At 72.9% G+C, this 21806-nt stretch carries 23 protein-coding genes; 6 read left to right on the forward strand and 17 right to left on the reverse strand.

Features of this window, described 5'->3' with window-relative positions; all coding sequences use genetic code 11:
- Positions 1-201 precede the first annotated feature (201 nt).
- Both AC0NH5_RS00005 and AC0NH5_RS00010 read right to left on the reverse strand, forming a co-directional pair.
- Entirely contained in the window at positions 202-1242 is a 1041-nt protein-coding gene (locus AC0NH5_RS00005; protein ID WP_474398325.1) for a S1 family peptidase, read from the reverse strand.
- A gap of 261 nt (positions 1243-1503) precedes the next feature.
- The gene (locus AC0NH5_RS00010; RefSeq protein ID WP_474398328.1) at positions 1504-2046 is read right to left on the reverse strand and encodes a winged helix-turn-helix domain-containing protein; all 543 of its coding nucleotides are present in this window, start codon (positions 2044-2046) and stop codon (positions 1504-1506) included.
- 268 nt (positions 2047-2314) lie between these two features.
- Here AC0NH5_RS00010 and AC0NH5_RS00015 point away from each other — a divergent pair, with 268 nt between their 5' ends.
- Both AC0NH5_RS00015 and AC0NH5_RS00020 read left to right on the forward strand, forming a co-directional pair.
- Positions 2315-2815, forward strand: a complete 501-nt coding sequence (locus AC0NH5_RS00015) for a flavin reductase family protein (RefSeq protein WP_474398330.1) — start codon at positions 2315-2317, stop codon at positions 2813-2815.
- Between the two features lie 25 nt (positions 2816-2840).
- Positions 2841-3323 carry an NADPH-dependent FMN reductase gene (locus AC0NH5_RS00020; protein WP_474398331.1) on the forward strand — a complete coding sequence of 161 codons (483 nt, stop codon included), beginning with the start codon at positions 2841-2843 and terminating at the stop codon, positions 3321-3323.
- A 49-nt stretch (positions 3324-3372) separates the two neighbouring features.
- Here the strand turns inward: AC0NH5_RS00020 and AC0NH5_RS00025 are convergent, their stop codons facing one another.
- Genes AC0NH5_RS00025 through AC0NH5_RS00045 form a run of 5 tightly spaced genes read right to left on the reverse strand, consistent with a single transcriptional unit; the run spans position 3373 to position 7965 of the window.
- A complete protein-coding gene (locus AC0NH5_RS00025) occupies positions 3373-4776 on the reverse strand; it encodes a S8 family serine peptidase (RefSeq protein WP_474398334.1) in 1404 nt (467 codons plus the stop codon).
- A gap of 39 nt (positions 4777-4815) precedes the next feature.
- A complete protein-coding gene (locus AC0NH5_RS00030) occupies positions 4816-5442 on the reverse strand; it encodes a response regulator transcription factor (protein WP_474398338.1) in 627 nt (208 codons plus the stop codon).
- A 2-nt stretch (positions 5443-5444) separates the two neighbouring features.
- Positions 5445-6605, reverse strand: coding sequence for a sensor histidine kinase (locus AC0NH5_RS00035; protein ID WP_474398341.1), 1161 nt, complete (start codon positions 6603-6605; stop codon positions 5445-5447).
- A gap of 5 nt (positions 6606-6610) precedes the next feature.
- Positions 6611-7033, reverse strand: coding sequence for an ABA4-like family protein (locus AC0NH5_RS00040; protein ID WP_474398343.1), 423 nt, complete (start codon positions 7031-7033; stop codon positions 6611-6613).
- Positions 7030-7965, reverse strand: a complete 936-nt coding sequence (locus AC0NH5_RS00045) for a hypothetical protein (RefSeq protein WP_474398346.1) — start codon at positions 7963-7965, stop codon at positions 7030-7032. Before AC0NH5_RS00045 ends, AC0NH5_RS00040 begins: the two co-directional genes overlap by 4 nt.
- 113 nt (positions 7966-8078) lie before the next feature.
- Here AC0NH5_RS00045 and AC0NH5_RS00050 point away from each other — a divergent pair, with 113 nt between their 5' ends.
- Positions 8079-9512, forward strand: a complete 1434-nt coding sequence (locus AC0NH5_RS00050) for a hypothetical protein (RefSeq protein WP_474398348.1) — start codon at positions 8079-8081, stop codon at positions 9510-9512.
- Positions 9509-10093 carry a nucleotidyltransferase family protein gene (locus AC0NH5_RS00055; protein WP_474398351.1) on the forward strand — a complete coding sequence of 195 codons (585 nt, stop codon included), beginning with the start codon at positions 9509-9511 and terminating at the stop codon, positions 10091-10093. The genes AC0NH5_RS00050 and AC0NH5_RS00055 overlap by 4 nt, the downstream gene beginning before the upstream one ends.
- Here the strand turns inward: AC0NH5_RS00055 and AC0NH5_RS00060 are convergent.
- The 4 genes from AC0NH5_RS00060 to AC0NH5_RS00075 form a co-directional block, all read right to left on the reverse strand.
- Positions 10059-10733: an HAD family hydrolase gene (locus AC0NH5_RS00060; protein ID WP_474398353.1), complete on the reverse strand. Its 675-nt coding sequence runs from the start codon at positions 10731-10733 to the stop codon at positions 10059-10061. The genes AC0NH5_RS00055 and AC0NH5_RS00060 overlap by 35 nt on opposite strands.
- Positions 10730-11620 carry a GlxA family transcriptional regulator gene (locus AC0NH5_RS00065; protein WP_474398355.1) on the reverse strand — a complete coding sequence of 297 codons (891 nt, stop codon included), beginning with the start codon at positions 11618-11620 and terminating at the stop codon, positions 10730-10732. Before AC0NH5_RS00065 ends, AC0NH5_RS00060 begins: the two co-directional genes overlap by 4 nt.
- Positions 11621-11627: 7 nt before the next feature.
- Positions 11628-12194 carry a cysteine hydrolase family protein gene (locus tag AC0NH5_RS00070; protein WP_474398357.1) on the reverse strand — a complete coding sequence of 189 codons (567 nt, stop codon included), beginning with the start codon at positions 12192-12194 and terminating at the stop codon, positions 11628-11630.
- Between the two features lie 177 nt (positions 12195-12371).
- Positions 12372-13937, reverse strand: a complete 1566-nt coding sequence (locus AC0NH5_RS00075; RefSeq protein ID WP_474398359.1) for a DUF6194 family protein — start codon at positions 13935-13937, stop codon at positions 12372-12374.
- A 58-nt stretch (positions 13938-13995) separates the two neighbouring features.
- Between AC0NH5_RS00075 and AC0NH5_RS00080 the strand changes: the two genes are divergently transcribed.
- Positions 13996-14709 carry a MerR family transcriptional regulator gene (locus AC0NH5_RS00080; RefSeq protein WP_474398361.1) on the forward strand — a complete coding sequence of 238 codons (714 nt, stop codon included), beginning with the start codon at positions 13996-13998 and terminating at the stop codon, positions 14707-14709.
- 35 nt (positions 14710-14744) lie between these two features.
- On the opposite strand, the gene AC0NH5_RS00085 is transcribed toward AC0NH5_RS00080, so the two are convergent.
- The 4 genes from AC0NH5_RS00085 to AC0NH5_RS00100 all read right to left on the reverse strand — a co-directional run bounded on the left by AC0NH5_RS00085 (position 14745) and on the right by AC0NH5_RS00100 (position 17696).
- A complete protein-coding gene (locus AC0NH5_RS00085; RefSeq protein WP_474398362.1) occupies positions 14745-15158 on the reverse strand; it encodes a PRC-barrel domain-containing protein in 414 nt (137 codons plus the stop codon).
- Positions 15159-15239: 81 nt separating this feature from the next.
- Positions 15240-16166: a sugar kinase gene (locus AC0NH5_RS00090; RefSeq protein WP_474398364.1), complete on the reverse strand. Its 927-nt coding sequence runs from the start codon at positions 16164-16166 to the stop codon at positions 15240-15242.
- Positions 16163-16801, reverse strand: a complete 639-nt coding sequence (locus AC0NH5_RS00095; protein ID WP_474398366.1) for a bifunctional 4-hydroxy-2-oxoglutarate aldolase/2-dehydro-3-deoxy-phosphogluconate aldolase — start codon at positions 16799-16801, stop codon at positions 16163-16165. Before AC0NH5_RS00095 ends, AC0NH5_RS00090 begins: the two co-directional genes overlap by 4 nt.
- 52 nt (positions 16802-16853) lie before the next feature.
- Complete coding sequence (locus AC0NH5_RS00100; protein WP_474398368.1) at positions 16854-17696, reverse strand: hypothetical protein; 843 nt, start codon at positions 17694-17696, stop codon at positions 16854-16856.
- Positions 17697-17747: 51 nt separating this feature from the next.
- Here AC0NH5_RS00100 and AC0NH5_RS00105 point away from each other — a divergent pair, with 51 nt between their 5' ends.
- Positions 17748-18026, forward strand: a complete 279-nt coding sequence (locus AC0NH5_RS00105) for a DUF1707 SHOCT-like domain-containing protein (RefSeq protein WP_474398371.1) — start codon at positions 17748-17750, stop codon at positions 18024-18026.
- Here the strand turns inward: AC0NH5_RS00105 and AC0NH5_RS00110 are convergent.
- Together AC0NH5_RS00110 and AC0NH5_RS00115 are read right to left on the reverse strand one after the other, a co-directional pair.
- On the reverse strand, positions 17998-18549 hold the full coding sequence (locus AC0NH5_RS00110) for a hypothetical protein (RefSeq protein ID WP_474398374.1): 552 nt from the start codon (positions 18547-18549) through the stop codon (positions 17998-18000). The genes AC0NH5_RS00105 and AC0NH5_RS00110 overlap by 29 nt on opposite strands.
- A 35-nt stretch (positions 18550-18584) precedes the next feature.
- The gene (locus AC0NH5_RS00115) at positions 18585-21713 is read right to left on the reverse strand and encodes an AfsR/SARP family transcriptional regulator (RefSeq protein WP_474398376.1); all 3129 of its coding nucleotides are present in this window, start codon (positions 21711-21713) and stop codon (positions 18585-18587) included.
- Between the last annotated feature and the right edge of the window lie 93 nt (positions 21714-21806).

Here is a 21806-nt window from a genome sequence, read left to right on the forward strand (position 1 = left end):
GAAGACGGGCCCCACGTGCAATTCGGTTCAACCGCAACCCAAGTCGCATCGCGCCCGCCGGTGGGGAGGGTGCCGAAATCCGCCAGGCGAAGCCGTCGTGGATTTCGGTGCCCTCCCCACCGGCGTCAAGGGCGCGATGCCGCCGAGCGACAGCGAAGGCCAGCAAGCACAGCCAGCAAGCTCAGCTCAGCTCAGCTCAACTCAAAATACCGAGACGCCGTACGCGTTCAGGGCTTCGGTCACCGGCTGGAAGTACGTCGTGCCGCCGGTGGAGCAGTTGCCGCTGCCGCCCGAGGTCAGGCCGAGCGCGGTGGAGCCGGCGTAGAGCGGGCCGCCGCTGTCGCCCGGCTGGGCGCAGACGGTGGTCCGGATGAGGCCGGAGACCGAGCCTTCGGCGTAGTTCACCGTGCTGTTCAGCGCGGTGACGCGGCCGGAGCGGGTGCCGGTGGTGGAGCCGCGGCGGTAGACGGTCGCACCGACGGCCGGGGTGCCGGCGTTGGTGATGTCGATGTTGGTGCCGACGCCGCCGGTCTTGGTGATCGACGTGTTGGTGTAGCGGACGATGCCGTAGTCGTTGCCCGGGAAGCTGCTGCCGGCCGTGGTGCCGAGGGTGGTCGAGCCGTTGTTCCAGCTGGAGGAGCCGCGGGTGCAGTGGCCGGCGGTCAGGAAGTAGTTGGTGCCGGCGCTGTTGCGGACGTTGAAGCCGAGCGAGCAGCGGCCGCCGCCGGAGTAGATGGCGTCACCACCGGAGATCTTGATGCTCATCTTGCCGGTGACGCTCTCGATGCGGGCCGCGTCGCCGAGCTTGGCGACGGTGGCCTTGACCGCGGCGAGCTTCGCGCCGGTGACGGTTTCGTCGACGCTGACCACGACCTGGTTGCTGACCGGGTCGACGGCGAAGGCGGTGCCCGGCGTCTTCAGGTTGAGCTTGAGGTTCGCGTCGGCTGCCGCGAGGGTGGCGGCGCTGCGGGTCACGTAACGGGCGGTGGCGCCGGCGGCGGTCGCCTCGGCGGCGGTGGCGGCGTCGGTCACGTTGACCACCAGCTTGCCGGCCGCGTCGAGATAGGTGCCGGCGTCGCGGGCGCCCAGGCGGGAGTCGAGGGATGCGGCGAGGGCGGACGGTGCGAACGAGGGATCGCCGGCGACGGGCGCAGCCGTGGCGGGTGAGGCGGCGAGGCCACTGCCGACGAGAATGCCGACTGCCAGGCCGACGATCGGCCGGCGAAGCTTCGGGTTGAGCACGGTTCCTCCCAGGGGATGGGTGGGGGCTGGCACACCGGTCCGGCGTACCTGTGCTCACGAGTATTTAAATCGATCTATCGATAGGCAAGCTTCCGATTCGATCTTCGTTTATAGATCAAGAAGCCACTGAGCTGGGCGCATCGTGCCGCCATACCGCCGACTTATTACTCGTTCGGGATGAATGACTTATGAACGCCATTTGTCGGGCGAGATCGCTTGACCCGGCCGGCGACCCCGTGCCGCCGGCCGGATGCACAAGCACTAGGCACGATCGGTCACGGCGATCGGTGCGTCGTCGGCGAGGCGGTAGCCCAGGCCGTACACCGTGGTGATCAGCTCGGGATCGTCCAGTTTGGTCCGCAGCCGGCTGACGTGCACGTCGACGGTCCGGTTGGTGGTGTGCCGGTGGCCCCAGACGTGGGTGAGCAGCTGCGCCCGGCTGAACACCTGGCGCGGGTGGCGGGCCAGGAACAGCAGCAGGTCGTACTCCAGGCGGCTCAGCTCCAGGAGGTGACCGTCCCGGAAGGCGGTGCGCGCCCGCGGGTCCAGGCAGATCCGCCCGTCGGCACGCGGCTCGGCGGGGGCGTCCACCTCCACGGCGGCGGCCGGGCCGGCGGCGTCCACCAGCTCGCGCAGCGCGGCGAGCACCCGCTCCCGGCCGCTCGCGCCGCCGCTGATGCTGATCGTCACGGTCACCGGAGCGTCGTCGGCGGCGGTCTCCGGCGGGGGCGGGTCGGGCACCGGCCGCAACCGGACCGGGCGGGGGTACGTGGTATGCGGATGCGCGACTGCGAGAGCGGTCATGGCCTTCTCCTTCAATGACCGGGAGGACGTCGAGCGGCACCGATTGCGAGGCGACGCACAGCAAGGATACATTTCCTATCTGTTAGATAGGCATATCCGTCGCAGTGGCGGGCGTCATAACCTCATCGGTGGTAATTCCCCATCGGTTTACTAGGATATGGGACGGCGTTGACGGCACTGCTACCAGCCAGGACGGTAGAAGCATGCGTCGATCGCCGCAGGATTACTTTGAATCCCAACATGCGGTAAGGCCGCCAAGGGGGACCTCGTGACCGTCAGCTCGCTCGTGGACGCCAACCTCTTCCGGACCCTGCTGCGCCGCCACGCGGCGGCGGTGGTCGTCATCACCGCCCCCGGCCGGCCACCGGCCGGCTTCACCGCGACCTCGTTCACCTCGGTGTCGCTGGAGCCGCCGCTGGTGTCGTTCTGCCTGGCCCACACCGCCTCGGCGTGGCCGGCCGTGGCAGGCGCCGACGTCGTCGCCGTGCACGTGCTCACCGAGGAGCAGGAACACGTCGCGCGGACCTTCTCCACCCGCAACATCGACCGCTTCGCCACACACGGCGACTGGGAGCTCGGCCCCGGCGGGGTGCCGCTGCTCAACGGGGTGCTCGCCCGGCTGGTCTGCCGCGTGGTGCGCCGGGTGGAAGCCGGCGACCACAGCATCGTGCTGGCCGCTCCGGAAACCGGCGCGGTGCACGACGACCTGGCGGCCACGCCGTTGGTCTATCACGACGGTTCCTACACCCACCTACGCCGCGCGGCGTAGGCGACGACAGAAAGGAGGCGGACGCATGACGGCAATCGTGGTGGTGTCCGGCAACCCCCGCGCCGGGTCACGTACCTCGACGCTGGCCCTCGCGACGGGCGAGGCCATCGCGGCCCGGATCGGCTCACCGGGCCCGCGGGTGATCGAGGTCGGCGACCTCGGAGCGGGCCTGCTCACCCCCGGCGACGTGGCGACCAAGGACGCGGTCACCGCGCTGACCGAGGCACAGTTGCTCGTCATCGCCACGCCGACGTACAAGGGCAGCTACACCGGGATCCTCAAGGTGCTGCTGGACCAGCTCCCGGCCAACGCACTGGCCGGCAAACTCGCCGTCCCGGTGGTCACGGCCGGCGTCGCACCGCAGGCGGCCGCTGCCGAGGCGCTGCTGCGGCAGCTGCTGGTCGAGCTCGGCGCGATCGCGGTCCGCCCGGGACTGCCGGTGGTGGAGGCCGACCTGAACGACTCCGCCGTGATCGCGCAGAAGTACGCGGCCTCCCTGGACTGGTGACACGGCGAACGGCCGGCCGCGAGGGCGACCGGCCGTTCAGTTCGCCGGATCAGGAGGGCGCCGGGGCCTCGACGACCGGGATCACCACCTGGCGGGTGGCAATCTGCGGCACGTAGTCACTGAACCGCACCGTGACCGTCCAGGTGCCCGCCTGAGTCGCTGTGCCACGCAGGTAACCGGTGGACGAGAACGTCAGGCCCGGCGGCAGCGTCCCGCCGGCGAGCTTCCAGCTGCCCCGGCCGGTGGTGGTCCGGTTGAACTTGAAGATGTACGGGGTGCCGACGGTCACCGTGGTGGTCCGGGACGTTTTGATGCCGGGGGCCTTCGGCGGCGGCGCGGCGTAGAGCAGCCGGTCGGGCGAGCCGGCCCGGTGGGTGACCTTGCCCTTGGTCGAGTAGCCGACGAGCTTCTCCCGCACCTGGGCGGGAGTCAGCGCCGGGGCGGCGTCCAGCAGCATCGCGGCGGCGCCGGCCACGTGCGGGGCCGCCATCGAGGTGCCGCTGTAGGTGCCCCGCGCGGTGTCCGAGGCCGAGACCGCGGAGACGACATCGACGCCGGGCGCGAAGATGTCGACCACGCTGCCGTAGTTCGAGAACGGCGCGCGCCGGTCCCGGCTGTCGGTGGCGGCCACGGTGACCGCGGCGGGCAGGCCGGCCGGGCTGCCCAGCGAGGCGTTGACGTTCTCGTTGCCGGCCGCCACCACGAACGTGATGCCGGAGTTGATCGCCGTCTGCACGGCGGCCTCCATCGCCGGGCTGAAGCCGCCGCCCAGGCTCAGGTTGGCGACCGCCGGGTGGACCGCGTTGGCGGTGACCCAGTCGATGCCGTCGATCACGTCGGAGAGGCTGCCCTCGCCGTCGCAGTCCAGCACCCGCACCGCGACCAGCTTGACCTTCTTGGCCACGCCGTACGTGCTGCCGCCGATCGTCCCGGCCACGTGGGTGCCGTGCCCGTTGCAGTCCGCGGCCCGGGCGTCGCCGTCGACGAAGTCGTAGCCGTAGGTCGCCCGGCCACCGAACTGCTGGTGGGTGACCCGGATGCCGGTGTCCACCACATACGCGTGGACGTTGTCCCCGTCCGCGGTCGGCAGGTACGTCTTCGACCGGGTGCGCCCGCGCTGGTCGATCCGGTCCAGCCCCCAGGTGGGATTCTTCTGCACGCCGGCGACCCGGACCACCCGGTTCGGCTCGACCGAGCCGACCGACGGGTCGGCGGCCAGCGCGCGGGCCTGCGCGGCGGTCATCTCGGCGGTGTACCCGGGGAACTTCGCGAAGGTGCGCAGCACCCGGCCCCCACCGGCGCCGAGCGCCGAGACACCGGACCGCCGCTCCTTGAGCGTGACGATGTACTCGCCGGTCGGCGCCGGGGCAGCCTGGGTGGCGACCGGGGCGGCCAGGGTGGCGGAGGCAGCAACCGCCGCGGTCAGCACGGAGCCGAGGGTCCACTTACGCATACCCGAGGTGATCGGTACGCCAGGGGCCGGGTTGAGGTTTCAGGCCTGGTGCGCCAGCAGGGCCAGCCGGACCCGGTTCGGGCTGCCGGTCTTGGTCATCAACGCGGTGATGTGCGTCTTCACCGTGGTCACCCCGATGTGCATGCGCTCGGCGATCTCGGTGTTGCTCAATCCCTCGCCGACCAGCTCCAGGACCTCCCGCTCGCGGACGGTGAGATTCTCCACCCGTCGCGGGACGGCCGGCTTCGCGTCCACCGCGCGCCGGACCAGCCGGCGCAGCACGTCTTGGCTGAACGGGCTCTCCCCGCCCGCGGCCAGCCGGATCCCGTTGAGCAGCTCGGCGGGTGGCGCGTCCTTCAGCAGGAACCCGCAGGCCCCGGCCTGCAGCGCCGGATAGAGGTGGTCGTCGTCGCCGAACGTGGTCAGCACCAGCACCCGCACGGACGGCCGCTCCGCGACGATCCGGCTGGTCGCGGTGATCCCGTCGACGCCGGGCATGCGCAGGTCCATCACGATCACGTCGGGCACCAGCCGGGCGGCCAGCTCGATCGCGGTCCGCCCGTCGCCGGCCTCGCCGACGACCTCGATGCCGGGCTGCGCGTCGCAGAGCATCCGCAGTCCGGCACGGATCAGCTCCTGGTCGTCGACCAGCAACACCCTGATCACGCTCAATCCACCTCCCCCGGCAGCACGGTGGCGACCCGCCAGCCGCGGCCCGACGGCCCGGCGGTGAGTGCGCCGCCGAGCACCTCCACCCGTTCCCGCATGCCGGTCAGGCCGTGCCCGCCACCCGGAGGCGCCGGCGGAGCGGCGGCGAGGCCCCCGTCGTCGGTCACCTCCCAGTCGACATCGTCATCGGTCACCGTCACCCGCAGCCGGGCGGTGGCCGAGACGCCGGCGTGCTTGGCGACGTTGGTGAGCGCCTCCTGGGTGAGGCGCAGCACGGCCAGCCCGCGGACCGCGTCGAGGGCGCCCACCGCCGGGTCGATCTCGGCTTCCACGATCACGCCGGCCCGGCGGGCGGTCTCCACGGCGCCGTCCAGCGCGGCGGGCAGGGAAGCGGGATCGATGGCGGTCAAGGACGCGTCACCTCGTACGCCCTCGGGATTGCGGAGAACGGCAACCAGCCGCCGCAGATCCGCCAAGGCCGCCGTCCCGGTCCGATGGACGTCGTCGAAGACGTCGGCCACCTCGGGATCGACGTCCGACAGCACGTGCTGGGCCACTCCCACCCGCAGCACCATCGAGGCGACGTGGTGGGCGACCACGTCGTGCAACTCCCGGGCGATGGCGCCGCGTTCGTCGGCCCGCGCCACCCGGTGCTCGGACTCCCGGCGCTTCTGCTCCTCGATCGCCCGCTGCTCGGCCTGGCGGCCCAGCGCCTGGCTGGTCCGGACGAGCGTGCCGATCAGCACCGGCAGGCCCAGGTTGAAGACCAGCCCGACGATCGCCTCGGTGAGATCCGCGGCGTACGGCGCCTCGAAGATCAGGTAGACCGCCGCCACCAGGCCGACCGAGGCCCACAGATGCCACCGCCGGCGCGCCCAGAGCGTCATCTCGCCGACCGCCCACGCGGTCCCCACCTGATTGATCGTCGGGTCGTCCAGGGTCGCCAGGGCCACCGCGAAGAGTGCGGTCTGTGCCAGCAGGTTGGCCGGGACACGGTTGTGCAGCGCCAGCCCGAGGACGAACGCGGGCACCGCGAGGGCCCACTGCCCGGGGGTGGGCGGCTGCTGTCCCCGGCAGAGCACCAGCAGATAGACCAGGCCGCTCAGGTCCAGCAACAGCATCCGCGTGAGCCTGCTGCGGACGTCGAGGAGGCGGGCCATGCGGATCAGCCTAGGGTCTGCCATCGCGGGCGGATCGCCAGGTAGGCGGCCAGGCCGAGCGGGCCGAACAGGATCGTCAACAGCAGGATCGGGGCCATCACCAGGGCCGGCACCCCACGCTCGCGACTGTCCAGCCACGACCAGCGGCCGACGAACAGGTCGAAGGCGATCATGTGCGCCCAGCCCGCCGCCGCCCCGGCCGGGGAGCCGAGCAGCGCGGTCACCCCGGTCAGGGTCGGCGACGACACCGCGGCGAACACCGTGCCGAAGTCACCGATCACCAGCACCGCGTAGATCGCCACGATCGGCAGCACGATCAGCGGGGACGAGACGATCCGGCGGGTCCACGACCATCCGGGCACCAGGATCATCAGCGCCCAGAACGGCGCGGCCAGCAGGAAGGTCAGCTCGAACAGCACCTCGGTCATGCGTTGTTCCTACGGCCCGCGAGGAGCACCGCGGCGGCCGCCCCCGCCGATCCGATCGCCAGCGCGGCGAACGCGGCCAGGGTGAGCCCGTCCGGTCGCAGCAGCGGCTGCGCCCGCAGCGCCTGCCAGGTCAGCAGCAGCACGAGTACGCCGTAGGCACTCCCCGCGATCAGCACGAGCCCCGCCCGCACGCCCTCGGCGAGCCCGCCGGCCCACCGGCGCAGCGCGTACGCCAGCAGCGGCAGCGCCTGCAGCGCGTGCAGCCCGACGAAGTGACCGATCCGCAGGTCGCCGCCGGTGGTGCTCCAGCCGGTCAACGGCATGCCCGGGCCGCCGTCCGGCACGCCGACGTTGTGCGCGCCGACCATCCCGTCCACACCGCCCTGGCTGGTCATCAGGAAGGCGAGACCCATGCCGAGCAGGGCGACGAGCAGACCCAGGCGGATCGCGTACGCGGCCGGCCGGTCCGGGATGCGCTGCCGGAGCGCGATGATCGCGATCAGCACGTGCGCCAGGAACAGCACCATGATCGAGGTGCCCATCACCGACCAGAGCGTCGCGGAAAGCGGCGTGCTGACGTTGTAGTGGCTGGTCGTGCCCCGGACCACCTGGATCACGATGACGGCCAGCTCGATCACCGAGACACCGACGATGACGGCGGCGGCCCGCTCGGCCAGGCGGCTGCGGCGCGGCAGGATCGCCAGCATCCAGGCGAGCGTCCAGGCGTAGACGGCGAACGAGACGGCGAACTTGAACGGCTTCAGCCAGATCGGCACGCCGGTCAGGATCCGGTCGTCGACCAGGACCCCCACACCGGCCACGACCGCCAGCAGGGCCGCCACCGCGGTCATCACGAGCAACGGGCGGTTCCAGCGCATCGCACCGCGCTGAGCGGGAAGGTTGTCAACCGGAGGCGAATCAATGGTGGTCATGCGAGCAGCGTCCCGTTCGCCGAGCGCCCGGAGCGCCCGACCGGCGGCCCGTTCACCGGCCGTTCGAAGGAGCGCTTCTCCTCCCCTGGTAGGAGAAAGGTGATACTGAGGCCGTGGATCACACCCCCGGGCTGACCGAATTCCCCGCCGACGACGCCGGACGACGCAGCAGCACCGCGTTCGGCCGGGCCGTCGTCGCCGACGCTCTCCGTCACGTCGACCCGGCCGCCGCCGCAGCCGTCGAACGGGAGACCGACTGGCGTCGCGGCTACCTGCGCCATTTCAAGGCCCTGGTCGAGGCGGGACTCGCCGCCGACGGGGCGGTCGGCTACGAGATCGCCGAGGCCGGGCTCGCCTCGGTGCACGCCCGGATGCGGTACGTCCGTGACGACGGCGAGTTCACGCTGGCCCAGGCCCTGCTGGCGGCGCCGGACCAGCCGCTGGAGACGGTCGAGGTGACCGGCTCCGGCACGGCCGAGCGGGAACTCGTCCTGCCGTACCACGGCGAACTGCTGCGCGGCGACCAGCTGAGCCGGCGACTCGACGCCTGGATCGCCGCCGGTGTGGTCGAGGAGTCGTGCGCCGAGGCAGTGCGTGAGGTCGCCGCCAACCCGGACTGGCTGGATCTGAGCGACCAGCGTCTGGTGGCCCTGGGCGCGGGCGCGGAGATGGGCCCGGTCAGCGCGGTGCTCGGCTGGGGCGGCACGGTCCTCGCCGTCGACCTGCCCCGGCCCGACCTGTGGCAGCGGGTGTCCGGCGCCGCCGCGGCGAGCGCCGGCCGGTTGCTCGCCCCGGCGTCCGCCCCCGATCGGACGCCCGGCGCCGACCTGCTCCGGGACCTGGGCGCGGTCGCCCAGTGGCTGCTCACCTTCGACGACCGGCTGATCCTCGGCAACTACGGGTACGCCCCCGGTGCCGCCTATCCCCGGCTGGCGGCCGCCGTCGACGCGCTCGGCGTGCACCTGCGCCACCTGCGCCCGGACACCGCGCTGGCGGTGCTGGCCACCCCGACCGACGTCTACGCCGTGCCGGCGGAGGCCGTCGCCCAGGCGAGTGCCCGTTTCCACGACCGGTCCCGGCTGGCCGGGCTGACCGGCACCCTGGCCGGCGGCCGGCTGCTGCGCCCGAACTATCCGTGCGACGCGAGCCCCGGCATCAACGACAGCCTGGTCCCGCAGCAGGGGCCCAACTACGCCCTGGCCAAACGCATCCACCGCTGGCGTGCCACGGTCGCCCGCCGCGACGGCGTGGTCAGCTTCGCGGTGGCCCCGCCGACGCGCACCCGATCGGTCACCAGCAACCGGATGCTCGCCGCCGCCTACGCCGGCGCGCACCTCTTCCAGGTCGAGATCTTCGAGCCGGCGACGGCGAGCAAGCTGATGGCGGCGCTGATGGTCCACCAGATCCGCAAACCCCGCCCGGCCTCCCCGGCCGCCTGGCGGGACGAGGCGGTGGCGGCGGCGCACGGCGGACTGTGGCGGACCGGGTACCACCCGCGGACAGCGCTGCCGCTGGCGGCGGTGCGCGGCCTGCTGCCCGGCGCATGACGACCGCGGGGCTCGTTCTGGCAGCGGGCGGGGGGCGGCGGTACGGCGGGCCCAAGGCGCTCGCCGTGCACGAGGGCCGGCTCTTCGTCCAGCATGCCGCCGACACCTTGCGCTCGGCCGGCTGCGACCCGGTCGTCGTGGTGCTCGGTGCGGCCGCCGAAGAGGTCCGGCGGGCCGCCCCCGGACTGCCCGAGACGGTCGTCAACCCCGGCTGGGAGACCGGCATGGCCTCGTCGCTGCGAACCGGCCTGGCCGCGCTCCACGAGCGGGCGGACGCCGTCGTGGTCCTGCTGGTCGACATGCCCGGCGTCACCGCGGAAGCGGTCCGCCGGGTGATCGCCGACGCGGGGCCCGGCGCGCTGGCGATGGGCGGGTACGGCGACCGCCGCGGCCACCCGGTGCTGATCGGCCGCGACCACTGGGCCGGTGTCGCCGCATCCGCCTCCGGTGACACCGGCGCCCGCGACTATCTGCGCGCCAACAAGGTGACGGTCGTCCCGGTCGGCGACGTCGCCGACGACACCGACATCGACGTGCCGCCGCCCGCTACAGGTGGCCGGGCAGGTCGCGCAGCGACCTGATCCGGTCCGGTTCGCCGTGCGGCCCGGTCCCCGGCCGGTCCAGGTGCACTGCCCGCAGGCCCGCGATCCGCGCCGCCCGCACGTCGAACTCGTGCCTGTCGCCGACGCTGAGCACCTCCCCCGGCGCGATACCCCAGCGCCGGCAGGCGAGCCGGAAAGCCGCCGGGTCCGGCTTGGCCACACCCAGGTTCTCGGGGGTGAAGACCGGCCCGATCCCGGCCATCGAAATCCCGGCGAGCTTGGCCCGCTGCTGGGCCGTGGACCCGTTGGTCAGGACCGCGACGTCGAGCCCGGCGGACCGGACCGCGGCGAGAGCGTCGAGGGCGTCGTCGTAGGGCCGGTAGGCCGCCTGGTAGGCGTCGACGTAGCCGGCGAAGACGAGATCGAGGTCGCCGTCCGCCGGCCGGCCCACCGCCGGCAGAAAGTCGCGCAGCCGTCGCCGGCGTTGCTCGGCGAAGTCGACCTCGCGGGTACGCCACGCGGCCAGGTGCCGCTCGGCGATCTCGTCCCAGAGCGCGTGCACCGCGGCATCGAAGGGCACCCCGAGCGCCGGCAACCACGCCGCGAGCGCCGCCGCGACCGAGGCGTCATGGTCACCGAGCGTCCCGTCCAGGTCGAAGAGCACGCCGCGCAGAGTCACGCGGCCACCGTACGGGCACGCAGCCGCCGCAACATCCGGGCGTCCCCGAATCCGACCGCCCGCGCCGCCGCCTCCACCGTGGAGCCGTGGCCGATCAGATATTCGGCCCGTTCGACCCGCAACATCTGCTGGTAGCGCAGCGGCGTGCTGCCCGTCGCCGCGGTGAACAGCCGGGTGAGCGTGCGCTCGCTGACCCCGGCCGCACCGGCCAGCTCGGCCAGCGGCAACGGCGACGCGAAGCCGGCGTCGATCCGGTCCTGCACCCGGTGCACCACGTCGCTGAGGTGCGCCCGGTGCCGCAGCATCGCGCTCTCCTGCTGCTCGTCGCCGTTGCGCCGGGCGTAGACCACCATCTCCCGGGCCACTCGCGCGGCCACCGCCGGGCCGTGCCGCAACGCCACCAGGTGCAGGGCCAGGTCGATGCCGCTGGCGATGCCGGCCGACGTGACGACCCGGTCGTCGGCGACGTAGAGCACGTCGCGCACCACGCCGGCGGCCGGATGCCGCCGGGCCAGCTGATCCTGCAGATCGTGGTGGGTGGTGCAGCGCCGCCCGTCGAGCAGCCCGGCCCGGCCGAGCGCGTCGGCGCCGGCGCAGACACTGGCCACGGTCCCGCCCGCCGCGTGGTGGGCGGCGATCAGCTCCAGCGTCGCGGCGGTGAAGTGGCCGAAGCCGTCGCGCCATCCCGGGACGACGACCAGGTCCTGCCGATCGAGCGCCGGCCAGGAGAGCGACGCCTCCAGCGCCACGCCCTGCCAGGTCGGCACCGGGGATGCCTCGGCGTAATACGCCAACTCGTAGCCCGGCGCGGTGGAGAACACCTGCGCCGGGCCGGCCAGGTCGAGCAGGTGCACCTGCGGGGTCAGCACGAACAGCACCCTGCTCACGATCCGGTCACACCCCCACGAGCTCCGCGACGGAACGGATCGTGGCGAAACGGCCGGCCAGCGCGTACTCCGTCCGGGCCACCACGTCCTCGGCCGCCAGCGTACGGGGATCGTCCAGGTCGTCGGGGGCGTCCCGGTGCGGGATCGGGAACGTGGCGGTGGCGTCGGTGACAAAGGTGACCGCGTAGCCGAGGTCGGAGGCCACCCGTGTCGTCGTCTCCACGCACTGCTCGGTGCGCAGGCCGCACACGGTGATCGACCGGATCCCGGCGACGGTCAGCCGGTGCTGCAGGTCGGTGCTGGTGAACGCGTTGTGCACGGTCTTCACCAGCACCGGCTCGCCCGGCGCCACCGTCAGCTCGTCGACGACGCGCACGAAGCCGCTCGCCGGGTCGAAGACGCCGCCGGTGCCCGGTTCGGCGTGCACCACCCAGATGACCGGATCGCCGGCCGAGCGGGCGGCCTCGACCAGCCGGCGCACGTTGTCCACCACCGCCGGGTTGTTCACCCGCTGCCAGAGGGGGCGGGCACGGAACGATTCCTGAACGTCGATCACGACGAGAGCGTTGGTCATGCTTGTCATCAAACGCCGTCGGCGGGCTCGGCGGCAGACACCATCGCGTCCACCGCCGGACCGATCCGGTCACGCTTACCACTTTCCGGCGGTACGAGCCATCGCCTGCCAACTTCCCGAGTGTGTGAACTTGAGGTGCGAAACGAACCCCAAGTCCCCACGCGAGCGTGGTGGGGGTCAGCGGTGGCGGGTGGTGGAGCGGGTGCGGGCGTGGGACAGGAGCCGCTCGACCTCGCCGGCCGTCCACGGGCCCGGGTTCACCACGCTCGCCCAGCCCTGCACCGCGTACGCCGGGTGCGGCATCAACCGGTCCGCGGCGGTGAAGTCGATCCCGTCGCGATGCGCCGTGAACTCCTCCGGCCCGTACCCGAAAAGGCTCGTGAACTCGGCCCGGCCCACCTCGATGTTGAGCCGGTACGCATAGGGCCGGTCCAGCTCCGACCGGGTGTCGAAGTCCGGGACGTCATGCCCGACGATCGTGGCGAACGGATGCTTCCGCTGGTCGCCGGTGAAGAAGAACCGATCGCCCCAGGTATAGGACGGCATCCCCGATTCCGGCTCGATCCGGTGCTCCGCGACGCCGGGCAGCGCCAGAACCCGGGCCGCGGTCTCGGCCGCCGGGTCGTCACCGCGCCCCACGTGCAGGATCCCGTCGCTGCCGGCGACCGTCTCCGGGTCCAGCGGGAAATACCGTGGCTCCGCCGTCACCCGCGGCTCTCCGCGCACCGACCCGGTCGCGAACCAGCCGGTGCCGGCACCCATCACCCCTTCGAAGCTGTCCGCCGCGGGCGGCGCCATGCCCAGTGACGGGCTCTCCCCCAGGCTGCCGGCCACGAAGACATATCCGGACCCCTGCACCGTCGACAGGATCGCGCCGGCACCGAACCACTCGAGGTCCATCCCGGCGAGCTCCCACCGGCTCGGGTGCCGTTGCAGGTGGCGGTTGTGCGCGAACACCAGCGTCGGGCCGCGGCCGCGTTCGATCTGCCGGATGTCGAGCAGGTTCTGGGCCATCAGCGCGTCCCGGACACTCAGCAGCCGGTGGATGCGGTCGTCCTGCGGGGCCGGCACGGCCGCCGTCGCGTGATAGCGGAGCAGGCCGAGTGCGGCGTCGGCGTGTGCCACGGCCCGCTGCCAGGACTGCCGGGAGGACTCCGCGACGAGACGGGGCGCGTGGGCGTACAACATGGTCCGGAAGTCGTCGGCGATGGCCCGCAGCGCGGCAGCCTCGGGTGACCCGCCGGGCGATCGCGTCGCCTCCATGATCGCCGCGGTGTCGCTCCAGCGGGTCTCGTCGCCGAGCAACCGGTCCAGGTCGGCGGCGTCGGCGCCCAGATAGTCGCGCACGTGCCGCAGGTAACGGCCGGGGCTGGGCGCCGACATCATCTCGACCGGGGCGTCGAAACCGTGGAAGGTGAGCCGGTCGGCCGGCGGCACCTTCTCGTTGTGGGCCCGCATCCACGCGACCAGCTCACGGTTGGCGGTGAGGTGGCCCAGGCCGTGGCTGAAACCGGACGACCAGGGCGGCTCGTCACTGTCGCCGCGGAGGTAGTCGTCCACGGCCAGCCCGGCGATCCGGTCCGACTCGATCGCGAACGAGCGGAAGCCGTGCTCCACCAGGACCGCGAAGATCTCGTTGCGCAGCCGGGGGAACGCCGGCTCGACGTGGGTCGGCTCGCCCAGCGCCAGCACTTCCGGACGGTGCGCGGCCAGCAGGGACAGCAGCTCGGGTTCAAAAGCCATGACCTTCACCGTATCGTTGAACCGCCCAGTGAAGGTTTCGCTCGCACAGTCGAGGTGAGTGCTCCTGAAGCCTCAAAGACCGGTCGACCTCGCCCGGCGGCACGGGCTGTCCGCGCAGGCGATCCGCAACTATGAGCGCCAAGGCGTGATCCCGCCCGCGGAGCGCACCCCGAGCGGCTATCGGATCTACACCGAGCTGCACGTGCTGGCGCTGGACGCGTTCCTCGCGCTGGTCCGGGGGTTCGGCCACCGCACCGCCGGTGTGATCATGCGAGCCGCCGCCGAGGGCGACGTGGAGACGATGCTCTCCGCCCTCGATGCCGCGCACCTGCAACTGCACCGGGACCGGCAGACGCTGGCAGCCGTCGCGGCCGCGGCCACCCACCTGGCCGCGGGCCCGGCGGCGGCCGAACCATCCACCGCACCGGTCCCGGTCGGCACGCTCGCCCACCGGCTGTCGGTGCGGCCGGCGACGCTGCGCAAATGGGAGAAGGCCGGGATCCTCACGCCGGAACGGGACCGGGTCACCCGGCACCGGACGTACGCATCCGGCGACGTGCGGGACGCCGAACTGGCGCACCTGCTGCGGCGCGGCGGTTACCGGCTCGATCACATCGCCACCGTGGTGGCGCAGGTCCGGGCGGCGGGCGGAGCCGAGGCGCTCGCCGGTTCCCTGGCCGGATGGCGGGAACGGCTCACCGACCGCGGGCGGGCCATGCTGACCGGCGCCGCCCGGCTCGACGATTATCTGACACACGCCGGCCCCGCCTGAGGGGGATGACAGGCGGGGCCGGCGGCTCGTGCCGGTCAGTGCGGGTAGTCGCGGTAACTGCCGCTGTAGTACTCCCCGACCGACTCGCGGTACTCGTGTGAGTCGAAGGTGTCCTTGTCGTACTCCGGGGAGCCCTTGATCTGCTCCTTGGTCCGGTCCACGTAGACCTTCTTCTCCGCGTGATCGACGGTCTGCACCGTGCCGGCGGGCAGGAGAACCTTCCGCCCGAAGATCCACGGTCCGGTGTCGACCACCAGGAACGCGCTGCCGACGTCGTAGCTCGCCTGGTCGATCGAGCCGATGTGGCCATCGGTCGCCTCGACCTTGAAACCGACCAGGTCCACGCCGGACGGCACGCCCTCCTGGACGTCGTCCGCGTCGCCCGGCTGCGCTGCGGCGCCGATCGACGGGTCACGCCACGACCACGGGGTGAACGGCGTAGGTTGCATCACGGCCTCCTTCGCATCGACGGATCTGCCGTTGCCCGGGTCGTACCCGTCCGGTCCGTGGGCTAATCGTCGCCGTCGATCTCAGCGGTTGATGTCGCCTCCGCCCAGGGCGGCCAGGTCGGCGCGCGTGGGCAGCCCCTCGCAGTCACCCGGCACGGTCACCGCGAACGCGCCGGCCGCGATCGCCGTCCGCAGCCGCTGCTCCGGGTCCGCGCCGGCCTGCCGATCGGCGAGATATCCGGCGACGAACGCGTCCCCCGCACCGACCGGATCGAGTGACGTCACCGCCAGCGCGGGCAGCTGATGCCGGGCGCCGCCGATCAGCGCCTGGCAGCCCCGGGCGCCGTCCTTGACGATCACCTCGGACGGCCCGAGTTTCGCCAGACCGTCCACCGGGTCGCCGGTGTCCACGAAGATGGCCGCCTCCTCCGGGCCGGCGAAGACCACGTCGGCGCGGCTGACCAGGTCGCGCAGCACCGGCGCGGCGTCGAACCGGGACCAGAGCTTGCTGCGGTAGTTGACGTCCACCGAGACCGGCACGCCGGCCGACCGCGCGGACTCCACCGCGTGGAACACCGCGGCCCGGGCGCTGTCGCTGAGCGCGGGCGTGATGCCGGTGACGTGCAGGACACCGGCCGCCTCGATCTCGGCGACCGGGACGTCGGCCGGGCCCAGCCGGGAGCCGGCGCTGCCCGCCCGGTGGTAGTCGGCGTGGATGAACTGGCCGGACCGCTGGAAACGGATCATCAGACCGGTGAACGACTCGTCCTGGAGCGCGATCACCCGCACCCCGAAGGAGCGCAACCGGGATGCGATCAGCGCGCCCGTCGCGTCCGGGCCGAGCCGGCCCAGCCAGGTGGCGTCGCCGCCCAGGCGCGCCACCCCGACCGCGACGTTGCTCTCCGCCCCGGCGACGCCGAGGGTGAAACCGCGGGCGCTCTCCAGGGTGCCGACGCCGTCCGCGACGAAGATCCCCATGGACTCGCCGAAGGTGAGGATCCCGGTCATGAGCGCGCGAACGTCACCGCGTCAGCGGCGTGCCGGGCCCGGGTGGCCAGGGCGGTGAGGCTGCCACCGGTGGCGGCGTCGCCGATCAGCGGGCCGCCGACGCCGACCGCGACCGCGCCCGCGGCGATCCACTTGGCGATGTCGTCGAGGCCGATCCCGCCGGTGGGCATGATCTTCACATCCGGCAGCGGGCCGTGCAGGTCCTTCAGATACTGCGGGCCGAGACCGCCGGCCGGGAAGAGCTTGACCACCGGGGCGCCGTTCAGGTGCGCGGCGTAGACCTCGCTCGGCGTGTACGCCCCCGGGTAGAGCGGGACGTCCTGGCCGAGGTTCACGCCGATCGGCGAGACCAGGAAGGTGGCGCCCGCGTCGACGGCGGCCTTGGCGTCGTCCGGGGTGAGCACGGTGCCCGCGCCGACCACCACCGACTCGGGCAGTTGCCGGCGCAGACCGGCGATCGCCTCGATCGCACCGCGCGAGGTCAACGTGACCTCCATGGCGGTGATCCCGGCGGCGACCAGCACGTCGGCCACCGCGGCGAAGCCGTCGGCGCTGGGGGCACGGAGGATGGCGACGAGGCCGCTGTCGATGATGGCGGCGGAGACAGGATCGAGAGAAGTGTGTCGGTCGGTCACGTCTTCGATCCTGCCCGATGCAACTCGTTTGCAGTAAGCCCCCAGCTGCGGGTCAGCCGCCGACGAGGCGGCCGATCGTCTCGAGGATGTCCGCGTAGAACGTGCCGCCGATCCGGCGGAACAGCTCGAACGGCTTGTCCGGGCTGCCGAAGAACGGGCGCAGCGTCCAGGCGAGCTGGGTGCCGACGAAGCCGAACAGCAGGATCCAGATGTAGAGCAGCGTCATGCTGGTCGAGCCCTCGGGGCGGATCGGCGGGGCCGGGCGGGCGCCGATCGCGGAGAGCGGCTTGGCCGGGGCGGTGAGGACGGCGGTGCCACCACTGCCGTTGGCCGCCGGCGCGGCCTCGGCCGCCTTCTCCACGGCGGGCGGGGTCGCCGTCACCACGGCCAGCTTCTCCTGGTGGGCGTTGAGCGCTCGCATGCCGGCGGTCAGGAACCGCAGACCCACCAGCGCGGTCAGCACCAGGATCGCCACGTTGAGCAGCTTGAAGAACGAATAGCTCTGCGCGGTGATCAGGAAGAACAGGCTGATCGGGGCGAACGCCAGGGTCAGCACCGCGGTCACCGTGATGGTCACCATGATCAGGGTGAGCGCCTGGAGCACCGACAGTCGCGCCCCGAAGACGAGGTTGAACAGATAGAGCGTCGGCAGACAGATGGCCAGGGTGGCGAGGAACAGCAGGGGCAGCTTGACGAACGACGAGAGCGCCTGCAGCGCGCTGTTGGAGGCGCCCAGGACCGCGCCGTAGAACGCCAGGCTGAGCGCCGAGCTGATCAGCATCTGACCGGTCAGCTGCTTGAGGTCGCGCTCCTCGATGATCTGCTGCCAGACGCCGTCACGGTCGCGGAGCAGGCGTTCGATGATGAGAAGACTGCTCCCGGAGGGGTTGGCCATGCTGACTCCCGAGGGGGTGAGTGAAAAGTCCGCGGAGGCTACCCTGACGCCGTGACCGACCCAACGATCAGGGCCTCCGACGCGGAACGGTACCGTATCGTCGCAATGCTTGAAAAGCATGCGGCGTCCGGACGGCTCACCCTGGACGAATACACCGAACGCGTCGACCGCGTGCTGACCTGCGCGACGCACGGCGACCTGGCCGCCGTCACAGCGGACCTACCGGTGCTGGAGGAGTCCCGGGACGACTCCCATCACCTGCTGTGGGCGTTCCTCGCCGCGGCGGCGGTGCTGGTGCTCTTCACGATCGTTCTCGGTCTCGCCCGCTGAGCCCCCGCACCGCCCCGTTCGACGCCTCCACCGGCTCCGGCGGCGCGTCCCGAATGCTCAGCTCCTCGCGGACAGCCGCCTCGAACTGCTGCATCACCAGCGGCACCTGAGCCATCAGCTCACGGAAGTGGATCTGCGGCTGCACGCCGACCACCCCGGCCGGATTCATCTCGCTGTGCAGCCGCTCCAGCTGCAGGTGGACGGCGAGGGCGGCGCTGCGGACCGGGCCCGAGGCGAGCAGCCGGACCGTCATCAGCGCCGGGCCGACCTGATCCACGTACGCCAGACCGCTCGGCGGCTTCTCACCCGCCTCGTACGCCGACCGCAGCCGGTGAATCGCATGCTCGAAGGCGGTCAGCAGCTGGACGTACGCGTCACGGCGCTCCGAGTACCACCGGCGGGTGCGGCGCCGCCGGCTGAGCAGACTGTTGGTCCGGGTCTGGACGAGGACAGTCACAGCCGCCCCGGCAAGGGCGAACACGACTGCCACCAGAGGCAGTCCCCACCACGGAATCTGAGACACCCGCTTACCGTATCGACCCGGCCCCCGGACGGCTGTCAACCAGGCAGCCGCGCGAGCGCCGCGTCGATCGCCCGCGCCGCCTCGCCGGCGATCCCCGCGGCCCCGAGCAGGGCGGCGCGACGCCGCAGCGCCGCCACCCGATCCGGTCCCAGCCGCTCGGCGGCCGCCGCACGCGCCCGCTCAAGCCGGGCGGCCTCCGCCGGATAGACCTCGGCCGGCGGGGCCGCGGCGTCGATCAGCAACGCCGTCTCGTCCGCGCCGACCCGCACCAGCAGCACGACCAGGTTGCGCAGCGCGGCCGCGTGCAGGGTGTCGTTGCCGGCCCGCCGCCACAGCCGCAACACCTCCCGGAACGCGGCGAGTGCGGGCGCCGGGTCGCCGTGCCGGCTGCGCACCGCCACCGCGGCCGTGCCCGCCGCCGCCTGGAACAGCCGGTCGTCCACCGTCGCCGCGAGCGTGGCCGCCTCGTCGAGCACCTCCAGCGCCCGCTGAGGGTCGGCGTCGCCCAGCGCCTCGCCGAGCGCGTATCGTGCCTCGGCCCGCGCGCTCGGATTGCCGGTCACGTCCGCGATCTCCACCGCCGTCGCCGCCAGCTCGACCGCCTGGCTCACCTGCCCCGACCAGGCCCGGACCAGTGCTTCCCCGGCCAGCCCGGACACCCGGACAACTGGTTCGCCGGTCATCGCCCGGTAGTGCGCGATCGCCGTGGCAGCGTCACAGGTGACCAGGGCGACGTCCCCGAGCACCTCGTGTGCCGGCGGTCCCGGCGGCTCGGCCAGGCCCGCCAGCCGCCGCGCCTCGTCGAGGTCACCACGACCCCAGGCGTGGGTGGCGGCCGCCGCGAGCGCGTCCGGGTGGCGGGGGCCGTCCACGGCGGCCAGCCCCCAGGCCAGCACCTCGTACTGCTGGCACCGGTAGCCGTACCGGTACATCGCGGCGGCCAGCCGCACCCGGACCTCGGCCGGCCCGCGGGCGAAGGCCAGCCGCAGATCCGGCAGCAGCGCGTCGATCTCGCGCACCGCGCCGGCCTGGTCCGGCGCCCGCATCCGCCGGTCGAGGTCCTCGGCCAGGCCGGCCATCACCACCGCGTGCCGCTCCTCGGTCCCGGCGCGATCCTCGGCCGGCGACAGCGGCGCGACCTCCTCCCCGGCCATCCCCGCCGGCCCGGTGCGGCTCCTCGGCCGCTTCCCCGGCACCGTCCCGGTCCCGCCGGCCCGGGCGGCGGCCCGCTCCACGAGATCCCCACCCGGCTGCCCGCCCTGCCCGGGCGCCTCCGCCGCATAGGTCCGCACCGTCTCCAGCAGCCGGAACCGCCCCGCCCCGTGCCGGGCCACCAGCGACCGGTCCACCAGCCCGGCCAGCAGTCCCGCCACCCGGGCGCGCGGCAGCCTCTCGTCCGCGGCCACCGCCTCCGCCGCCGCGACGGTGAACCCACCGGCGAACACCGCCAGCCGCCGCAGCAGCCGTTCCGACGCCGGATCCAGCAGCCCGAACGACCACCCCACCACGGCCCGCAACGTCTGATGCCGCGGATCGCCACCCCGCCGCCCCCGGCTCAGCAGGTCCAGCCGGTCGTCCAGCCGCGCGTGCAGCTCCGCCACCCCCAGCGCCGCCGCCTGCGTGGCCGCCAACTCGATTGCCAGCGGCAACAGGTCCAGCCGCTCCACCACCTCGCCCACGGCCGGCGACATCGGCACCCGCGCCCGCTCACAGAACAGCCGCCGGGCCGTCTCCGGAGTCAACGGCCCCAGCCGCAGAACCCGCTCACCCTCCACCCGCAGGCTCTCCTGGCTGGTCACCACCACCCGCACCGCCCGCAAAGCTCCGGCCAGCTCCGCCGCCGCGCCGAGCACATGCTCACAGTTGTCCAGCACCACCACCGGGAACCGCTCGGCAGCCGCGGCGATCACCTGGAGCGGCTCCTCGTGCGGCGCCACCCGGGCGCCCACCGCGACCGCCACCGCCGCGAGGAAGTCCGGTTCGCCCACATCCGCCGCATCCACCCACGCCACCCGGGACGCCGCCCGCACCGTCTCCGCCACCAGCCGCGTCTTGCCCACCCCGCCGGGCCCCACCACACTCACCAGGCCCGGCGCCGCGAGCATCCCGGCCAATTGCCGCTGCTCGGCCTCCCGACCCAGAAAAGACGAGAAACGCAGGGGTACGCCCAATGCCGGGTCCCGTGGCTCCGAAGCGGCCTGGCTGCCGGGTCCGGGCGGTGCCGCCCGTTCCGGGCTCATCCGCCGATCACCCGGGCCGCTCCGGCTGCCCGCTCCAGCCGCTGCCGCCGCCTCGGGCTGAGCTACCACCCCGTTGACCGCGGCCCCGTCAGCGCGCACCCCGTGGGGCGCCGCCCCGTCAGCTCGTGCCCCGTTGGATGCCGCCGCGCCGTTCTCGCTCGTGCCCGCAACACCGCTCAGTTCGGCCGGTTCCGGCGCTCGATGCCTTCCCGGCAGGGTCCTCACCGACGTACCGGCGTGAGTGGCCGGAGTGCCGCGGAGCAGCGAGATCTGCGCCTGCCGGACCCGGTCGGACGGGTCCAGGCCCAGCCGCTCGACGACAGCATCGGAGTGGCGGCGCAACACCTCGAGGGCTTCACCGCGGCATCCGGCCGAGGTGAGGGCGGCGGCCAGGGCCAGGGCACCTTCCTCCCAGCACGGATCGGCGTCCACGACGACATGCAACTCGGCTGCCGCGTCGGCAGCGGGCACCTCGCCGGCGTGGCGGAGCAGCACCGTCCGGTGCAAGCTGACCAACCGGGTCGCCACGCCCCGGAACGGTTCACCGGCGAACTCGGGAAGTGGCAGCCCGCGCCACAGTCCGAGCGCCTCGGCCGGCGCGGCCCGGTCACGAACCAGGTCCTCGAAGCGCAACGCGTCCACATCGGCGCGACGCAGGCCCAGCCGGTACCCGGCCGGCTCCAGCGTGATGATTCCGGGCACGCCGAGCCGGGCACGCAACCGGGCCACATGCGACTGCAGGCTGTTGCGCGCCGACGGCGGGGGATCCTCCGGCCAGAGGGCGTCGATCAGCTCGGGCACCCCGACCGGTTGGCCGGCCCGCAACGCGAGCAGTGCCAGCACCACGCGCTGCGCGGCTCCAGCCAGGGTGACCGGCCCGTCGTCGCCCTCGACTTCGAGGGGTCCCAATACCCGGACCAGCACCACCTGACCGTAGGCCCCCGCCCCCGCCCCACCGCAACAAAAATCGGCGCATCGACGGATCCCCGACTCTTTTGATCTCCGAAGCCCTGTTCT

The organism is Actinoplanes sp. 13 (assembly GCF_056134165.1).